Raw genomic sequence first — 16248 nt, 5'->3', positions numbered from 1 at the left:
AATGGCCTTTCAACAATCAGTTAGCCTAAAAGATTGCGCATTTACCTATCACATTAGCCCTAACATCAAAAAATACACCCTAAAAGATACCACTTTTGAACAAACAAAAGCAGGTCACTACCAACTCACGCGCCTCTTGGAAGAAGTTCCTAACTCAAATCAGGGTTTTCTTTTAAAGATTATTGTCAATAAAGAGTTGAATGGTTTTAAAATCAACATCACAGACAAATCTGGCTTGCACTTGGTCAATATCTTTAAAGAAAATGGAAACAAGGTCATCCAGGAAAAATTCTACTTCTTGATGGATAGCTTAGTGGACCGTGACCTATTTACCAAGGAAGGTTAAGCATGATTATTGTTCACTATCAAGATGCTTACAAAATAGATAGAAAACAAGAGTTTGACAATCTGGATGCAGCCAAACTGGCCTTCTCAGGTTGCCTCACTCTTCCTGATTACTATCCTGTAACCAAACTAATACGAGATGGTCACCAGTTAGATTATAAAGGAACCATTGGTGACCTCTACCGCTACTTTCAAACACTAGACTAGGCAACATTTCATGCTTAGTCTTTTTCAATTCAATCTGTTGATTTTTTCACAATCTTGGACTAGAATAGAATAAAGAATTGAAAATGAATGAAAAATTGGTTGGCCTATACTCAAGTAAAATAAGCATTAGACCAGTCAGCTAGTATAGTATTGTCGTCAACCATATTTAAGGAGGTCATTGTGAAAAACGAGAAAAAAGCAGATATCCCACGCGCAACTGCCAAGCGCCTTTCGCTCTATTATCGTATCTTTAAACGCTTTTATGCCGGCAATATTGAAAAAGCTAGCTCCAAGGAAATTGCAGAAGCCATCGGTATCGACTCCGCAACCGTGCGCCGTGACTTTTCCTACTTCGGTGAACTAGGTCGCCGTGGCTTTGGCTACAATGTAAAAGAATTGATGGATTTCTTCGCAGAAATTCTGAACGATAATTCCATCACCAATGTTATGCTTGTCGGTGTTGGAAATATGGGTCGTGCCCTACTCCACTACCGCTTCCATGAGCGCAATAAAATGAAAATTGTCATGGCCTTTGAAGCGGATGACAATCCAGCGGTTGGAACCGTTGATGAAAATATTCCCATCCATGCTATTTCTGAAATTAAGGAACGTATCTTAGAAGCTAATGCTCAAACAGCGATTCTGACCGTACCAAGTATCAAAGCACAGGAAGTAACTGACATTCTCGTAGAAGCAGGTATTAAAGGCATTCTCAGTTTCTCTCCGGTCAATTTATCAGTTCCCAAAGATGTAGTCGTTCAGTATGTTGACCTGACCAGCGAGTTGCAAACCCTGCTCTATTTCATGCGCAAGGGTGAATAATGAACAGAGGAACCGAATTCCCGGCTCCTCTCTTTTTATCCTCTAAAATAGCTCACTTTCTTCCCTAAAAGAATAATAGTCCTTATTTCCTACAATCAAATGATCCAACAAGACCAGTCCTAGTGTTTCGCAGGACTTTTTTAAATTCTCGGTAAATAATAAATCGTTCCTACTTGGCTCAACGGATCCCGACGGATGATTATGAACAATGACAATGGATGTTGCCATGCATTTTACCGCATAATGCAGGATTTCTCTTGGCTCAGCAATACTCCGGTTGACACTTCCTATAAAAATAGTCTTTTGACTGATAATCTGATTTTGCGTATTGAGATAGAGGGCAACTAGATGTTCTTGCTTTTTATCTCCAAGTTCTTGGATCATCTTTCGGCCCAATTTCTCACTTCCTAAAATACGTTCATTCAATAAAAGCTCCGACTGGTTAATCCGTTTTCCTAGCTCAATCATGGCCTTGATTTCAATCGCTTTGACACGACCGATGCCTGTCAAGCTCTGCAATTCTTCAATAGACAGCTCTCTAAGGGCAGCCAAACTTTCCAAGCGATTGAGTAGATTATTGGACAGGATAGAAACAGGCTCATTTTTGGTTCCTGTTCGGATAAAAATAGCCAATAATTCCTGATTACTCAATTTTTCTGCCCCAACTTCTAGTAATCTTTCTCGTGGCAAAAGTGCCTCTTCCTTAAAATCAATTTGGTACATAAAATCCTCCTCACCTAATTATTCGAAATCTAGTAAAAGAATTAAAAAGGACTGAGAAAATTCTCAGTCCTAAACCTTACTGACCATAATCATATTGGTTATATGATTTGTTAAATGAATCAAGTATATCTTGTGAGGTTTCAGTATAAGGCGTTGTTGATTCTAGCACACCTTTTACGATAATCCGTGCAGTCGCATCATAGTCTGTACAAGTGACCAAGGTTACTTCTGTACGTCCTTCTACATCATCAATAACATAGACACTCTCAGGTGTAACTGTCTGCACACTGTCAATCACATAAGTATAAACATTGGTCTTGTCAGTAATATAGATTTTCATACCATTCTGGGCCCTATCCAATGGAGAGAAGAGAACATCTGCAGCGCCGGCTACACCAAAAATGTGGTGACTAGCCAAAGCATAATTCCCTTTCCCCATTTCCTGGGATTCCTTCATGGTTCCAGCACCGTACATTAAAGATGTGTTCCCCACACCCTTGAAAATAGGTAAATTGATTCCAAGTTCTGGGATTGAAATACCACCAATTACTGGTAAACGTTGGGCTTCCCACTGGGCAGCCAATATAGCTTCTGTAGAAATGGCCTGCACCTGTTCAAAATCAAAAGTTGTTTCTGCCTCTTTGTTTTTCTCAATGTCTTCAGCAGTGACTTTTGAAATCTGATATTTATTGGTATTCCATCCAATTATAAAATTACGGATAGAAGTGTTAAAGATGAGAGCTAGAGAAATCAAAACCAGCAATAAAGCTAGAAGATTACGCCAAATCCCACTTTTTCCTTTTTTACTTTTAGCACGTTTTGACATAGAATTCTACTCCTGCTCTTCTTCATTCTTGACATCTGCAGCATCCACTAATGCAAATGTCATAATTTTTGCCTCATCATTTAGGCGCATGACCTTGACACCCATGGTTGAACGACCAGTTTGGGAAATATTGGCAACACTTGTACGAATAATCACACCTGTATCGGTAATGACCATAATGTCCTCATCGCCCGATACAGTAGTCAATCCCGCTAAAGAACCATTTTTCTCAGCAACTTTGAGGGTCTTAATCCCCTTACCACCACGGCCTTTGGTAGGATATTCGCTGGCTGGTGTTCGCTTACCAAAACCTTTTTCTGTCAAGACAAGGACTTCTTGATCATCTGAAATCATGGTCGCACCAACCAACTGATCTCCCTCACGTAAATTGATACCACGAACACCCGTTGCAGTACGCCCCATATTCCGAACATCTGTTTCTGTAAAGCGAACAGAGTAACCAAATTTAGTACCCATGATAATATCCGCCTGACCATTTGTCAAGAAGACGTTAATCAATTCATCATCTTCTTTCAGATTCAAGGCCTTAAGACCACTTTGACGGATATTGGCAAATTCTGAAACACTGGTCCGTTTGACAACACCTTGACGGGTTGCGAAGAAGAGATAACTATCTGCTTCTTGGTCCTTGGTCACGTTGATGATGGTCTGAATAGACTCATTTTCTTCTAGCTTGAGCAAGTTGACAACTGGCAATCCTTTAGCCGTACGACCATATTCTGGGATTTCATACCCCTTCAAACGATAAACACGACCTTTGTTGGTAAAGAACAAGAGGCGGTCATGGGTGCTAGTTGAAACTAACTCACGCACAAAATCATCGTCCTTGACACCTGTTCCTTGAACACCACGTCCACCACGTTTCTGAGCCTGGAATTCATCCTGAGCCAGACGTTTTATGTATCCTTGATTTGACAGGGTAATCAAGACATCTGTTTCCTCAATCAAGTCCTCATCTTCAAGAGAAAGAACTTCTCCGACCATCAATTCTGTACGACGTGGGTCAGCGTACTTGCGCTTAACCTCATCCAATTCTTCTTTGATAATCGTGACAACACGCTCTGGTTTGGCCAAAATATCAGCCAAATCAGCAATCAAGGCAATCAGCTCATCATATTCAGACTGAATTTTGTCACGTTCCAAGCCTGTCAATCGACGGAGGCGCATATCAAGAATAGCCTGGCTCTGACGTTCAGAAAGCTCAAATTTCTCCATCAACTCAGCCTGGGCAATAGCGTCCGTTTCTGAATTACGGATAATGCGAATGACCTCATCAATGTGGTCAAGGGCAATCAGCAAGCCTTCCAAGATATGAGCACGCGCTTCTGCTTTTTCTTTATCGAATTGCGTACGACGAGTGACTACTTCCTTCTGGTGTTCAATATAGGATTCTAAAATCTGACGGACAGAAAGAATTTTCGGCACCCCGTTTTGGATAGCCAACATATTGAAACTAAAGTTAGTCTGCAACTGAGTTTGCTTGAAGAGATTATTCAAAATAACATTGGCAGAAGCATCGCGGCGAACTTCGATGACAAAACGCACACCCTCGCGGTTGGATTCATCCCGAACAGCCGTAATTCCATCTATACGCTTCTCTTGCACCAATTTGACAATATGCTCTTGTACCTTGGACTTGTTAACCATGTATGGAAACTCAGTAACGACAATGCGCTCTCGGCCGTTTCCATACTCTTCAATCTCCGTACGAGAACGAAGGGTAATAGAGCCTTTCCCTGTTTCATAGGCACGGTGGATACCTGATTTCCCCATGACCAGGGCACCAGTCGGAAAGTCTGGTCCAGGAAGGACTTCCATGATTTCCCGAGTTGTTACCTCTGGATTGTCCATCACCAGCTTCACAGCTTCGATGGTTTCGCCCAAGTTATGGGGCGGAATATTGGTCGCCATACCTACAGCGATACCTGTTGTACCATTGACCAAAAGGTTAGGGAAGCGAGCCGGTAGAACTTCTGGCTCACGCTCACTGGCATCATAGTTGTCCGCAAAGTTTACCGTGTTCTTGTTAATATCACGGAGCATTTCCAGAGCAATCTTGCTCATGCGAGCCTCTGTATAACGTTGGGCGGCCGCACCATCACCGTCCATAGAACCAAAGTTTCCGTGGCCATCAACTAGCATATGGCGGTAGCTCCACCACTGCGCCATACGTACCATAGCTTCATATATGGCACTATCACCGTGTGGGTGGTATTTACCCATAACATCCCCTGTAATACGGGCTGATTTCTTATGTGGTTTATCTGGTGTAATCCCTAACTCATTCATTCCGTACAAAATGCGGCGATGAACAGGCTTGAGACCATCACGCACATCTGGCAAAGCACGTGAAACGATAACACTCATCGCATAGTCGATGAAGGAAGATTTCATCTCATTGGTCAGGTTAACCGTTACTAAGTTTTTATCTTGCATCTTATGCCTCTTTCAACAGTCATTGTGCCTCTATTATACCATATTTTACGACAAAACTCTTTATTGAAAACTATCATGTAAACATTTTCAAAGTCCCTTTCACAAGTGACAAACGCTGTAAAAAGTGCTAGAATGTTAAATGGTTGGGATAGACCTATCCCCAAATTAAACTAAGGAGATGTTTAGAACATGACTGCAACTAAACAACACAAAAAAGTAATCCTTGTCGGTGACGGTGCCGTAGGTTCTGCTTATGCTTACGCTCTTGTTAACCAAGGTATTGGTCAAGAATTGGGTATCATCGATATTAACAAAGACCGTACACAAGGTGACGCAGAAGATTTGAGCCACGCATTAGCTTTCACTTCGCCTAAGAAAATCTACTCTGCTGAGTATTCAGATGCTCACGATGCAGACCTAGTTGTTTTGACAGCTGGTTTGCCACAAAAACCAGGTGAAACTCGTCTTGAATTGGTAGAGAAAAACCTTCGTATCAACCAACAAATCGTTACTGAAATCGTTAACTCTGGTTTCAACGGTATCTTCCTTGTTGCTGCTAACCCAGTTGACGTTTTGACGTACTCAACTTGGAAATTCTCAGGTTTCCCTAAAGAACGCGTTATCGGTTCTGGTACTTCTCTTGACTCAGCTCGCTTCCGTCATGCTTTGGCTGAAAAAATCGGTATCGACGCACGTTCTGTCCATGCTTACATCATGGGTGAACACGGTGACTCTGAATTTGCGGTATGGTCACACGCTAACGTTGCTGGTGTGAAATTGTATGATTGGTTGCAAGACAATCGCGACATCGATGAGCAAGGTCTTGTTGACTTGTTTGTATCCGTTCGTGACGCTGCTTACTCTATCATCAACAAAAAAGGTGCTACTTACTACGGTATCGGTGTTGCTCTTGCTCGTATCACAAAAGCAATCTTTGACGATGAAAATGCAGTTCTTCCATTGTCAGTTTACCAAGCTGGTCAATATAAGGGTGTTGAAGATGTCTTCATCGGTCAACCAGCTATCATCGGTGCACACGGTATCGTTCGTCCAGTAAACATCCCATTGAACGATTCAGAATTGCAAAAAATGCAAGCTTCTGCTAAGCAATTGAAAGACATCATTGATGATGCTTTCGCCAACCCAGAAATTGCTGTTGGTGTTAAAAACTAAGTAGACTAAAAAGGTGAACCATTGGTCCACCTTTTTTCTATTTTCGTATATCATACCGTAACATGGCAATGCCATCAGCGACTGTTGATTCTACTAAAATCAATTTCTGTTCTTTGGGCAGTCTATCAAAAAGTGAAATACCCTCACCTAAGATTATTGGAATAATCCCAATAATGAAATGGTCAATCACTCCAGCTTCTAGACAGGTTTGAACCAAGCTAGCACCACCAAAAAGCCAGATATCACCACCTTCTTCTGCTCGCAATTGCTCGATTTCTGCAACAATGTCCTTTACAAATCGTACATTGTTATAGTTAGCATATTCAGAACGACTGGCAATGATAAACTGCTTTTCCTGATATCCCTCAATCATCTCCAGAGGGCAATCTTCCAATGATTTTCGCCCCATGATGACCGTATCACAGCTACTGAAAAATGCGGGATTATCGAATTGCAAGGTCGTGTCATATTTATCTGTACCATGCCCCTCTATCCAATCATAACTCCCGTCTGTTCGAGCGATATAACCGTCTAAACTCATTGCAATATTCAAAACTAGGCGTCTAGCCATAACTTTCCTCCTCACATATTCTCGAGTAACCAAGTATAACATAAAAATCTATATTAGGCAGAAGATGGATTTTAATTTCGAGCAAAAAGTGTCACCTATGCTGCCAGACTAGTTTGCCTTCTGATTTTCAAGCTCATGATAAAAAGGTCCACTGGACCTTTACTCACCATCATGTTTTCATGCTCATGAAAAAACAACCCGTCGGGGTTGTTATTCGCTCTCCAGTTTTCAAGCTCATGATAAAACAACCCGTCGGGGTTGTTATTCGCTCTCCAGTTTTCAAGCTCATGATAAAAAGGTCCACTGGACCTTTTTATTACTTAGATTTAATATAGTTAACACCATCAGCTTTTGGTGCTACTGCTTTTCCGAAGAAGGCAGAGAGAGCTACGACTGTGATTAGATAAGGCGCAATTTGGAGATATACGGTTGGGATATCTTTCAAACCTGGAAGCTGGCTACCTACTACCGCCAAACTTTGAGATAATCCAAAGAAAAGACTAGCTAACATGGCACCAATTGGGTTCCACTTACCAAAGATAACGGCAGCCAAGGCAATGAAACCTGAGCCAACGATTGTTGTTGCTGAAAAGTTGATGTTTACGGATTGGGCACTTACTGCACCACCAACACCACCAAGGAAACCAGCAATCAATACACCTGCATAACGCATAGCATAAACATTGATACCAAGTGTATCAGCTGCTTGTGGGTGTTCACCAACTGAGCGAAGACGAAGGCCGAACTTAGTCTTATAGAGAATGAACCATGCCAGGAATGCTGTTGCAATAGCAACATAGCCCATCAAACTCGTATTCTTAAAGAAAATATCTCCAATAACCGGAATATCAGCCAATACTGGGAATGAAAACTTACCAAATGACTGAGTAATACTGTCTGTTTGACCCTTGTTGTAAATTACTTTGACAAGGAAGACACCCAAGGCTGGAGCTAGAAGGTTCAACACTGTACCAGATACGACGTGGTCTGCACGGAAGTTAATGGTAGCCATAGCGTGAATTGCTGCAAATAAGACACCTGCTAAACCACCAACTAGGATCGCTAACAAAGGAGTTGCTTTCCCAAAGGTTTCAGCAAATTCAATGTTGAAGACAACACCGGCAAAAGCACCAATTACCATGATTCCTTCCAAACCAACGTTTACGATACCGCCACGTTCAGAGAAGACACCACCAAGACTTGTAAAAATCAGAGGTGCTGAGTAGATTAACATCTGCGAAATGAGTAAGGCAAGAATGGAAATATTCATCTTATTTCGCTCCTTTCGCTTTATTTTTTGCTTTAAGCAATTGCTCAAAGATAAATTTCACACCGATGAAGAAGATGATAGACGCTGTTACAACGTTTATCAATTCAGGTGGAATTTGGGCACGAACCATACCTGGTGCCCCAACAGAGAGAACACCAAATAGGAAGGCTGCCAATGGGATACCGAGCGGTGAGTTTGAAGCCAAGAGAGCAACAGACATACCGTTGAAACCAATATCCAAATTACCACTTTGAATGTAGACATTTTGGAAGGTACCAAGACCCTGGATAGCACCAGCAAGACCCGCAAGGGCACCTGAGATAACCATTGAAAGAATGATGGTACGTTTAGCTGACATACCTGCGTAGTCGGATGCCGTTGGGTTCAAACCAACTGAACGAATTTCAAAACCAAGAGTTGTTTTGGTCAAGAGGAACCAAATAACAACGACAGCAACGATTGCAAAGAAGATACCCAAGTTCATCCGTGAATTGTCTGTCAAAGCGCGGAGCCATTCTGTCTGGTAGGAAGCATTGGCTGAAACGTTGATCGTCGAATCCGTATTCTTCATCAAATCATCAGCAAATATTTCACGAATGATATAGTTACATGAGTAAAGCAAGATGTAGTTCATCATGATTGTGACGATAACTTCACTGGTACCAAGATAGGCACGCAAGATACCTGGAATAGAACCAGCTATACCACCAGCAATCATGGCAATAACTACTGTCGCTAAAATAAGAACTGGACGGGGCAAATCTGGATTTGACAAGGCAAACCAACCTGCGAATACCCAGCCCACATAGGCTTGACCAGGCAAACCGACGTTGAAGAAACCAGCACGGCTAGCTACTGCGAAACCTAAAGCGGTAAAAATCAGTGGTGCCATAGCACGGAAAATTTCACCGATTGATTTCACATTACCAAAAGCTGAATAGAATAGTTCTTCGTAGCCCCAAATTGGGTCATAACCGAAGACAAGCATGATAATGGCACCTAACAACAGACCAGAAAATACTGCCATGAACGGAAGGGCCACATTGTGATATTTCTTAGGCATGACTTTCTCCCTTCTCTAATTTTCCACCTGCCATCAAGACACCCAACTCCTGCTTGTTTGTCGTCGCAGGATCTACGATACCATGAATAGTACCGTCATGGATAACAGCAATGCGGTCTGAAACATCCAAAATTTCATCCAATTCAAAGCTGACAACAAGAACTGCCTTGCCCTTGTCACGCTCTGTAATCAAACGTTTACGAATGTACTCGATAGCACCAACGTCCAAACCACGAGTTGGTTGGCTAACGATGAGAAGATCTGGGTTACGGTCAATTTCACGGGCGATAATGGCTTTCTGCTGGTTACCACCTGACAAGGCCTTAGAAGGAACTAACTCACTGGCACCACGCACATCGAACTCTTGCATTAGCTGACGTGCCTTTTCATTGATAATATTGTAATTCAGAATACCATTCTTAGAGTTTGGCTCTTTATAGTATGTCTGCAAAGCAATATTTTCTGCAACAGACATTTGCAATACCAAGCCATCACGGTGACGATCTTCAGGAACGTGGCTGACCTGCATCTCAGTGATTTTACGAGGTGTTTTACCAACAACTTCCTCACCCTTGATGGTAATGGAACCTGATTTTACCTTACGCAAACCTGTAATGGCTTGGATAAGCTCACTCTGTCCATTTCCATCGATACCAGCAATACCAACTACTTCTCCAGCTCGAACTTCAAGATTAAGGCCTTTAACTGCCGGAATGCCACGGTTTTCGTTTACTACCAAATCCTTGATAGATAGGATAACTTCCTTGGGATTTGAAGCAATTTTTTCTGTTTTGAAGGATACAGAACGACCAACCATCCACTCCGCAAGATCTTGGTTGGTTGCACCAGCAACATCAACTGTTTCAATGGATTTACCACGACGAATAACAGTAACACGATCCGCAACAGCACGAATTTCATCCAATTTGTGAGTAATCAGAATGATAGACTTGCCTTCTTCAATCAATTTCTTCATGATTTTGAGAAGCTCTGCTATTTCCGCAGGAGTCAAAACAGCCGTTGGCTCGTCAAAAATTAAGAGGTCTGCACCACGATAGAGGGTCTTCAAAATCTCTACGCGCTGTTGAGCTCCGACAGAAATATCTGCTACTTTAGCTGTCGGATCAACTTCTAGGCCGTAACGCTCGGACAATTCTTTGATTTCAGCAATGGCTTTTTTGAGGTCAATCACACCTGCCTTGGTTGTTTCTGAACCAAGAATGATATTTTCAGCAACTGTGAAAGCATCAACCAGCATAAAGTGCTGGTGCACCATACCAATACCTAAATGGGCAGCTTTAGAAGGTGAGTCAATTGATACAACCTCACCGTTAATTGCAATTTCTCCGCTGGTAGGCTCCAAAAGACCTGCCAACATATTCATAAGAGTTGATTTACCAGCGCCATTTTCACCAAGAAGGGCGTGGATTTCACCTCGTCTGACATGTAAGTTGATGTGGTCATTTGCTACAAATTCACCAAAAATCTTGGTAATATTGCGCATTTCAATGACATTATCCCTAGTCATAATCTTCTTCCTTTCTGACTATCATTTTTGTCAGTAAAACCTATCAGCTTCTGATAGGCTTTACTGAGAAAAATTCTCAGCTCCGAAAAGGGCGACCGATTTCAGCCGCCGCTTCGGAAAATTCTAATTCAAAAGATTAGTTTTCTGGAGTTTCTGGAACTTCAACCTTACCATCGATGATTGCTTGTTTCGCTTCAGCGATAGCTTTTGAAGCATCTTCTGAAAGGTTGGTTTCAGCCAATTCTACACCTTTATCTGCAAGCGAGAATTGAACTACAGTACCACCAGGGAATTCTCCTGCAACAGCTTTTGTTGCGATATCTTTAACAGCAGTACCAACCTCTTTGATTGTAGAAGCCAATACGAAGTTAGAAGCTTTACCATCTTTAGATGTGTACTCACCCTCTGCAGATTGGTCACGGTCAACACCAATTACCCAAACTTTATCAGCTTCGTTACGAGTTTCGTTTTCAGCTTTTGCAGCAGCAAATACACCGTTACCTGTACCACCTGATGCGTGGAAGATTACGTCAGCACCTGCAGCGTATTGAGCAGCAGCAAGTGTTTGACCCTTAGCAGCATCACCAAATGAGCCAGCGTAGTCAACTGTTACTTTGATAGATGGGTTAACAGATTTGGCACCTGCTACGAAACCAGCTTCAAAGCGGTCGATTACGACACCTTCCATACCACCGATGAAACCAACGTGGTTAGATTTTGTTGATTTAGCCGCTGCAACACCTGCCAAGTATGATGCTTGGTGATCAGCAAAACCAACGCTAACTACGTTATCAAGATCTGGTACAACAGAGTCTACGATTACATAATGTGTATCAGTGTTATTTGGAGCAACTTCTGCAATTGCAGATTCCAAGGCAAAACCGATACCAAACACAAGGTTGTACCCACCTGAAACAGCTGAATCAAGGTTCGTTACATAGTCAGATTCGCTAGCTGATTGGAAGTAGTCATAGCCATTACCTTTTTCAAAACCAGCTTCTTTACCCCATGCAGTCAAACCTTCCCAAGCTGATTGGTTGAATGAACGGTCATCAACACCACCGATATCAGTAACGATCGCAGCTTTTACTGATGACTCAGCAGTTTCGCTACTTGATGAGCTATTTGATGTACGGCTACCGCAGGCAGCAAGAGTAAGTGCTGCAAGTGATACAACACCCAAACCAACAAGTTTCTTGTTCATTTCTGAACCCTCCTAAAAAATTCTTTGGCAACATTTCGTTGCAATGATAAATGGTTTCAGTCTAAAGACTGGCTTACAAACTTAGGTCAAGTCTGTAAAAGAATATGGAAGTAATTCCCCGACTGTCATCTCGACTGTCGATTTATCTTTAGCGACCAAGGTCACTTTTAGATCCTGTTCAAAAAATTCTGCCATCACTTGACGACAAGCCCCACAAGGAGAGATTGGCTTTTCTGTTTCACCATAAATGACGATTTCAGAAAAATCAAGAACCCCCTCAGAAACAGCCTTAAAGATTGCTGTTTTTTCCGCACAATTGGTAAGACCAAAGCTTGCGTTTTCGATATTTACTCCTGTAAATATTTGACCATCTTTAGCAACCAAGACTGCACTTACTGGAAAGTGGGAATAGGGAACATACGCATGACGGCTATTTTCCACAACCAAATCAAGTAGATTAGTAGTCGCCATCCGCCTTTTCTCCCTTCATAATGGCTACACCTGAAGAAGCTCCGATACGAGTTGCACCTGCTTCAATGAAGGCAATGGCATCTTCATAAGAACGAGCACCACCAGAAGCTTTGACACCCATATCTGGGCCAACCGTTTTTCTCATGAGTGCAACGTCTTCAACAGTTGCACCACCTGTTGAGAAGCCAGTTGAGGTCTTGACGAAATCTGCACCCGCTTCTTTTGACAATTGGCAAGCTTTTACTTTTTCCTCTTCTGTCAACAGGCAGGTTTCGATAATGACTTTGACAAGTTTTTCCCCACTCACTTCTACCACGGCCTTGATATCTTCTAAGACCAATTCATCATTTTTAGACTTCAAAGCACCGATATTGATGACCATATCAATTTCATCAGCACCGTTTTCAATAGCATCTTTGGTTTCAAAAGCCTTTACAGCTGGTGTATTGGCACCTAGAGGGAAACCGATGACGGTACAAACTTTAACGTCACTATCCTTCAATTCTTGGGCTGCGTAGGCTACCCAAGTAGGATTGACACAAACACTAGCAAAGTCGTATTCTTTGGCTTCTGCCAAAATCTGAGCAACCTGTTCTTTAGTAGTTTCTGGCTTTAAAATGGTATGATCGATATATTTATTAAGTTTCATACTTTCTCCGTACATTATGAAATAATCTCGATGATTTCTTTCGTTTTTACACTTACTTTATCTATTTTAACATTTTTCTTGAAATTTGTAAGCAAATTTTCCGAAATATTTTCATTTGCGTAAATTGTTGCGATTTTTTCACCCTTGGCAATCCCTTCTCCGACTTTCTTATGGAAGACAATTCCTGTTTCATAGTCCAAATCATCTGTCTTAACAGCCCGACCAGCACCAATTCTCATAGCAAATAGACCGAATTCCAAGGCTGGAAGTCCAACGATGTAACCATCTTCATCAGAGAGTACGTCAACCTGATTAGAAACTTGAACCGGACGATATAAGTCTTCTAAATCACCACCCTGAGCCACAACCATCTCTTCAAATTTCTTGAGGGCAGATCCGTTTTCGATATGCTGGCGAACTTCTTCCACAGTCTTTTCAACATTTGCCAAACCAAGCATGATTTGAGCCAATTCACAGATGAATTCTGTCACATCTTCTCTGCCATTTCCCTTTAGAATGTCGATAGCTTCTAGAATTTCCAAACGGTTACCAATAGAGGTACCTACTGGCTGGGACATATCCGTCAAGACAGCTACAGTTTTTCTACCTACAGCTTTTCCAAGGTCTACCATTGTTCGAGCAAGAACACGCGCATCTTCGATGTTCTTCATGAAGGCACCTTCGCCAACAGTTACATCAAGAAGAATGGCATCGGCACCCGCCGCAATCTTTTTAGACATGACAGAGCTTGCAATCAGAGGAATGATATCCACAGTTGCCGTCACATCACGTAGGGCATAAAGCAATTTGTCAGCCTTAACCAGATTGTCTGACTGACCGATAACGGCTACACCTATATCCTGCACCTGCTTGATAAAGTCGTCTTGACTCACTTCAATTTGGTAGCCCTTGATAGATTCTAACTTATCAAGTGTGCCACCTGTGTGGCCCAGACCTCGACCGCTCATCTTTGCAACGGGAACACCAAAACTTGCCACAAGCGGTGCCAAAATCAAGGTAACCTTATCACCTACACCACCAGTTGAGTGCTTATCAACCTTTACACCTGCAATCGCTGAAAGGTCAATTTCCTCACCCGAATGCACCATAGCCATGGTTAAATCTGAAATCTCTCTTGTAGACATTCCTTTAAAGTAAATCGCCATAGCCAAGGCTGACATTTGGTAATCAGGTACACTGCCATCCACATAGCCATCAATCAACCACTGAATTTCCTCTGTAGTCAACTCCAAGCCATCACGTTTTTTCTGAATTAAATCAACAGCTCTCATTCTTTCACACTTTCAAGGATATAGTATCCCTTATCTTTTTTAATAATCTGGCAATTCCCAAACACTTCTTCCATCCGTTTTTTAGCGCTCGGTGCCCCTTGTTTTTTCTGGATAACAATAGTTAAGCTACCACCGTCAATCAAATGTTCCTTGGCACCTGTAATCACTTCATGTACAACTGACTTACCAGCTCGAATGGGAGGGTTAGAAATCACATAATCAAAACTACCCTCAACTGCTTCATAAACATCGGATTGGAAAATTGTCGCAGAAACACCATTTTTCTCAGCATTTTTTTCTGCTAACTCTAAAGCTCTGCTATTGACATCAATCATGGTAACATCTAGGTCATAGACTTTTGCTAAGGTCAATCCCAGAGGTCCGTAGCCACAACCCACATCCAAGAGAGTTTTTCCCTCCGCAACATCAAGGGACTTTAAAAGCACTTGACTTCCATAATCAACCATTTTCTTACTAAATACACCTGCGTCTGTAAAAAAGGTCATCGGAGTATCCAGCAAGCTGACACGGAGTTCATGAATATCATGTGCTGCACTTGGATTCTTTTCATAATACATATTAGACATACTCCGATTATATCATTTCTTAAAAACGTTTTCAAGAGTTTTGCAAGATTGGAAAATATGATAAAATGTAAGTATTATGTAAAACGCTTACTTCTGTTAGAAAGAATAAACTATGAAGAATGAATTTTTAAATTTTGAAGAAATCGACCGAAAAACCTGGCAACAGCTCCATCGGAAGACCACTATTCCCCTGAGCCAAAAAGAACTCAATTCTATCAAGAGTTTCAATGACCGTATCCAGCTTCATGAAGTATCAGATATCTATCTGCCTCTTATCAACCTTATTCATATTTATCGAAAGGCTAGAAAGGATCTCAATTTCACTAAGAGCCTCTTCTTACAAAAATCCATCAAGCCTCAGCCCTTTATTATCGGTGTTTCTGGTAGTGTGGCCGTAGGAAAATCCACCACCAGCCGCCTGCTTCAAATTCTTATCGCCCGTACCTTTAAACACGCCAAGGTTGAATTGGTCACAACAGATGGCTTCCTCTATCCAAATGCCATTCTGGAAGAGCGCCAGCTACTGAACAAAAAAGGATTTCCAGAGTCCTATGATATGGAAAAATTGATTGATTTCCTAGATAAAATAAAAAATGGTTACGATTGTCAAATCCCTGTCTATTCTCATGAGATTTATGACATCATACCTGATCAGCTTCAGGAAATTAAGGCTCCAGACTTTCTCATTGTCGAGGGTATCAATGTGTTTCAAAATCCACAAAACCAACGACTTTATGTCAGCGATTATTTTGACTTGTCTATATACGTTGATGCCGATGTGGAACATATTGAAACTTGGTATTTGGAACGTTTTCAAAAATTATTGACATTAGCTAAAAATGACCCCAGCAACTATTACCATCGTTTTACACGAATGACCTATCCTGAAATCATCGCCATTGCACAAAATACCTGGAAGAATATCAATCTCGCTAACCTAGAAAAATATATCGAGCCAACGAGAAACAGAGCCGACATCATACTTCATAAGGCTGAAAACCACGAAATCGATAAAATTTATCTAAAATAATAATTTTCACTTGTCAAATCAAGTCTTTTC

General features: G+C 41.6%; 17 protein-coding genes. 5 read left to right on the top strand and 12 right to left on the bottom strand.

What is annotated here, in order from left to right; genetic code table 11:
• The first annotated feature begins 1 nt into the window (after window position 1).
• The 3 genes from ACEE44_RS00500 to ACEE44_RS00490 all read left to right on the top strand — a co-directional run bounded on the left by ACEE44_RS00500 (window position 2) and on the right by ACEE44_RS00490 (window position 1374).
• A complete protein-coding gene (locus tag ACEE44_RS00500; RefSeq protein ID WP_332411462.1) occupies window positions 2-346 on the top strand; it encodes a DUF1831 domain-containing protein in 345 nt (114 codons plus the stop codon).
• A gap of 2 nt (window positions 347-348) precedes the next feature.
• Complete coding sequence (locus tag ACEE44_RS00495; RefSeq protein ID WP_332411463.1) at window positions 349-552, top strand: DUF4649 family protein; 204 nt, start codon at window positions 349-351, stop codon at window positions 550-552.
• 180 nt (window positions 553-732) lie between these two features.
• Entirely contained in the window at window positions 733-1374 is a 642-nt protein-coding gene (locus tag ACEE44_RS00490; protein ID WP_449170862.1) for a redox-sensing transcriptional repressor Rex, read from the top strand.
• A gap of 42 nt (window positions 1375-1416) precedes the next feature.
• On the opposite strand, the gene radC is transcribed toward ACEE44_RS00490, so the two are convergent.
• From radC to gyrA, 3 genes are all read right to left on the bottom strand, one after another.
• Window positions 1417-2097 (bottom strand): RadC family protein, encoded by a 681-nt coding sequence (radC, locus tag ACEE44_RS00485; RefSeq protein ID WP_332411466.1) that lies wholly within the window; start codon window positions 2095-2097, stop codon window positions 1417-1419.
• A 76-nt stretch (window positions 2098-2173) separates the two neighbouring features.
• Window positions 2174-2923 (bottom strand): class A sortase, encoded by a 750-nt coding sequence (locus ACEE44_RS00480; protein ID WP_449170861.1) that lies wholly within the window; start codon window positions 2921-2923, stop codon window positions 2174-2176.
• Window positions 2924-2929: 6 nt separating this feature from the next.
• Window positions 2930-5380 carry a DNA gyrase subunit A gene (gyrA, locus tag ACEE44_RS00475; protein WP_449170860.1) on the bottom strand — a complete coding sequence of 817 codons (2451 nt, stop codon included), beginning with the start codon at window positions 5378-5380 and terminating at the stop codon, window positions 2930-2932.
• 189 nt (window positions 5381-5569) lie between these two features.
• Here gyrA and ACEE44_RS00470 point away from each other — a divergent pair, with 189 nt between their 5' ends.
• A complete protein-coding gene (locus tag ACEE44_RS00470; RefSeq protein WP_449170859.1) occupies window positions 5570-6553 on the top strand; it encodes an L-lactate dehydrogenase in 984 nt (327 codons plus the stop codon).
• 37 nt (window positions 6554-6590) lie between these two features.
• Here ACEE44_RS00470 and ACEE44_RS00465 read toward each other — a convergent pair whose 3' ends face one another.
• The 9 genes from ACEE44_RS00465 to ACEE44_RS00425 form a co-directional block, all read right to left on the bottom strand.
• Window positions 6591-7124, bottom strand: coding sequence for a dihydrofolate reductase family protein (locus ACEE44_RS00465; protein WP_449170858.1), 534 nt, complete (start codon window positions 7122-7124; stop codon window positions 6591-6593).
• 316 nt (window positions 7125-7440) lie between these two features.
• Window positions 7441-8394 (bottom strand): ABC transporter permease, encoded by a 954-nt coding sequence (locus ACEE44_RS00460; RefSeq protein WP_171998878.1) that lies wholly within the window; start codon window positions 8392-8394, stop codon window positions 7441-7443.
• A gap of 1 nt (window position 8395) precedes the next feature.
• Window positions 8396-9457, bottom strand: coding sequence for an ABC transporter permease (locus tag ACEE44_RS00455; protein WP_449170857.1), 1062 nt, complete (start codon window positions 9455-9457; stop codon window positions 8396-8398).
• Window positions 9450-10985, bottom strand: coding sequence for an ABC transporter ATP-binding protein (locus ACEE44_RS00450; protein WP_449170856.1), 1536 nt, complete (start codon window positions 10983-10985; stop codon window positions 9450-9452). The genes ACEE44_RS00455 and ACEE44_RS00450 overlap by 8 nt, the downstream gene beginning before the upstream one ends.
• Window positions 10986-11121: 136 nt before the next feature.
• A complete protein-coding gene (locus ACEE44_RS00445; protein WP_449170855.1) occupies window positions 11122-12189 on the bottom strand; it encodes a BMP family lipoprotein in 1068 nt (355 codons plus the stop codon).
• 81 nt (window positions 12190-12270) lie between these two features.
• Entirely contained in the window at window positions 12271-12660 is a 390-nt protein-coding gene (locus tag ACEE44_RS00440) for a cytidine deaminase (protein WP_449170854.1), read from the bottom strand.
• Entirely contained in the window at window positions 12647-13309 is a 663-nt protein-coding gene (gene deoC, locus ACEE44_RS00435; RefSeq protein WP_449170853.1) for a deoxyribose-phosphate aldolase, read from the bottom strand. Before deoC ends, ACEE44_RS00440 begins: the two co-directional genes overlap by 14 nt.
• 14 nt (window positions 13310-13323) lie before the next feature.
• Window positions 13324-14601 (bottom strand): pyrimidine-nucleoside phosphorylase, encoded by a 1278-nt coding sequence (locus tag ACEE44_RS00430; RefSeq protein WP_449170852.1) that lies wholly within the window; start codon window positions 14599-14601, stop codon window positions 13324-13326.
• On the bottom strand, window positions 14598-15188 hold the full coding sequence (locus ACEE44_RS00425) for a class I SAM-dependent methyltransferase (protein WP_449170851.1): 591 nt from the start codon (window positions 15186-15188) through the stop codon (window positions 14598-14600). Before ACEE44_RS00425 ends, ACEE44_RS00430 begins: the two co-directional genes overlap by 4 nt.
• Window positions 15189-15300: 112 nt before the next feature.
• On the opposite strand from ACEE44_RS00425, the gene coaA reads away from it, so the two are divergent.
• Window positions 15301-16218, top strand: a complete 918-nt coding sequence (gene coaA / locus ACEE44_RS00420) for a type I pantothenate kinase (RefSeq protein WP_449170850.1) — start codon at window positions 15301-15303, stop codon at window positions 16216-16218.
• The last annotated feature ends 30 nt before the right edge of the window (window positions 16219-16248 follow it).

The organism is Streptococcus sp. 32226D021BW, from assembly GCF_053545015.1.
Note: the sequence above shows the minus strand (reverse complement) of the source record. Positions and strands in the feature narration are given on the sequence as shown.

Excerpts from the sequence above, each read along its gene's own strand:
- ACEE44_RS00500 (WP_332411462.1), top strand. The coding sequence starts at position 2 with ATGGCCTTTCAACAATCAGTTAGCCTAAAAGATTGCGCATTTACCTAT.
- ACEE44_RS00495 (WP_332411463.1), top strand. The coding sequence starts at position 349 with ATGATTATTGTTCACTATCAAGATGCTTACAAAATAGATAGAAAACAA.
- radC (WP_332411466.1), bottom strand. The coding sequence starts at position 2,097 with ATGTACCAAATTGATTTTAAGGAAGAGGCACTTTTGCCACGAGAAAGA.
- ACEE44_RS00480 (WP_449170861.1), bottom strand. The coding sequence starts at position 2,923 with ATGTCAAAACGTGCTAAAAGTAAAAAAGGAAAAAGTGGGATTTGGCGT.
- gyrA (WP_449170860.1), bottom strand. The coding sequence starts at position 5,380 with ATGCAAGATAAAAACTTAGTAACGGTTAACCTGACCAATGAGATGAAA.
- ACEE44_RS00470 (WP_449170859.1), top strand. The coding sequence starts at position 5,570 with ATGACTGCAACTAAACAACACAAAAAAGTAATCCTTGTCGGTGACGGT.
- ACEE44_RS00465 (WP_449170858.1), bottom strand. The coding sequence starts at position 7,124 with ATGGCTAGACGCCTAGTTTTGAATATTGCAATGAGTTTAGACGGTTAT.
- ACEE44_RS00460 (WP_171998878.1), bottom strand. The coding sequence starts at position 8,394 with ATGAATATTTCCATTCTTGCCTTACTCATTTCGCAGATGTTAATCTAC.
- ACEE44_RS00455 (WP_449170857.1), bottom strand. The coding sequence starts at position 9,457 with ATGCCTAAGAAATATCACAATGTGGCCCTTCCGTTCATGGCAGTATTT.
- ACEE44_RS00450 (WP_449170856.1), bottom strand. The coding sequence starts at position 10,985 with ATGACTAGGGATAATGTCATTGAAATGCGCAATATTACCAAGATTTTT.
- ACEE44_RS00445 (WP_449170855.1), bottom strand. The coding sequence starts at position 12,189 with ATGAACAAGAAACTTGTTGGTTTGGGTGTTGTATCACTTGCAGCACTT.
- ACEE44_RS00440 (WP_449170854.1), bottom strand. The coding sequence starts at position 12,660 with ATGGCGACTACTAATCTACTTGATTTGGTTGTGGAAAATAGCCGTCAT.
- deoC (WP_449170853.1), bottom strand. The coding sequence starts at position 13,309 with ATGAAACTTAATAAATATATCGATCATACCATTTTAAAGCCAGAAACT.
- ACEE44_RS00430 (WP_449170852.1), bottom strand. The coding sequence starts at position 14,601 with ATGAGAGCTGTTGATTTAATTCAGAAAAAACGTGATGGCTTGGAGTTG.
- ACEE44_RS00425 (WP_449170851.1), bottom strand. The coding sequence starts at position 15,188 with ATGTCTAATATGTATTATGAAAAGAATCCAAGTGCAGCACATGATATT.
- coaA (WP_449170850.1), top strand. The coding sequence starts at position 15,301 with ATGAAGAATGAATTTTTAAATTTTGAAGAAATCGACCGAAAAACCTGG.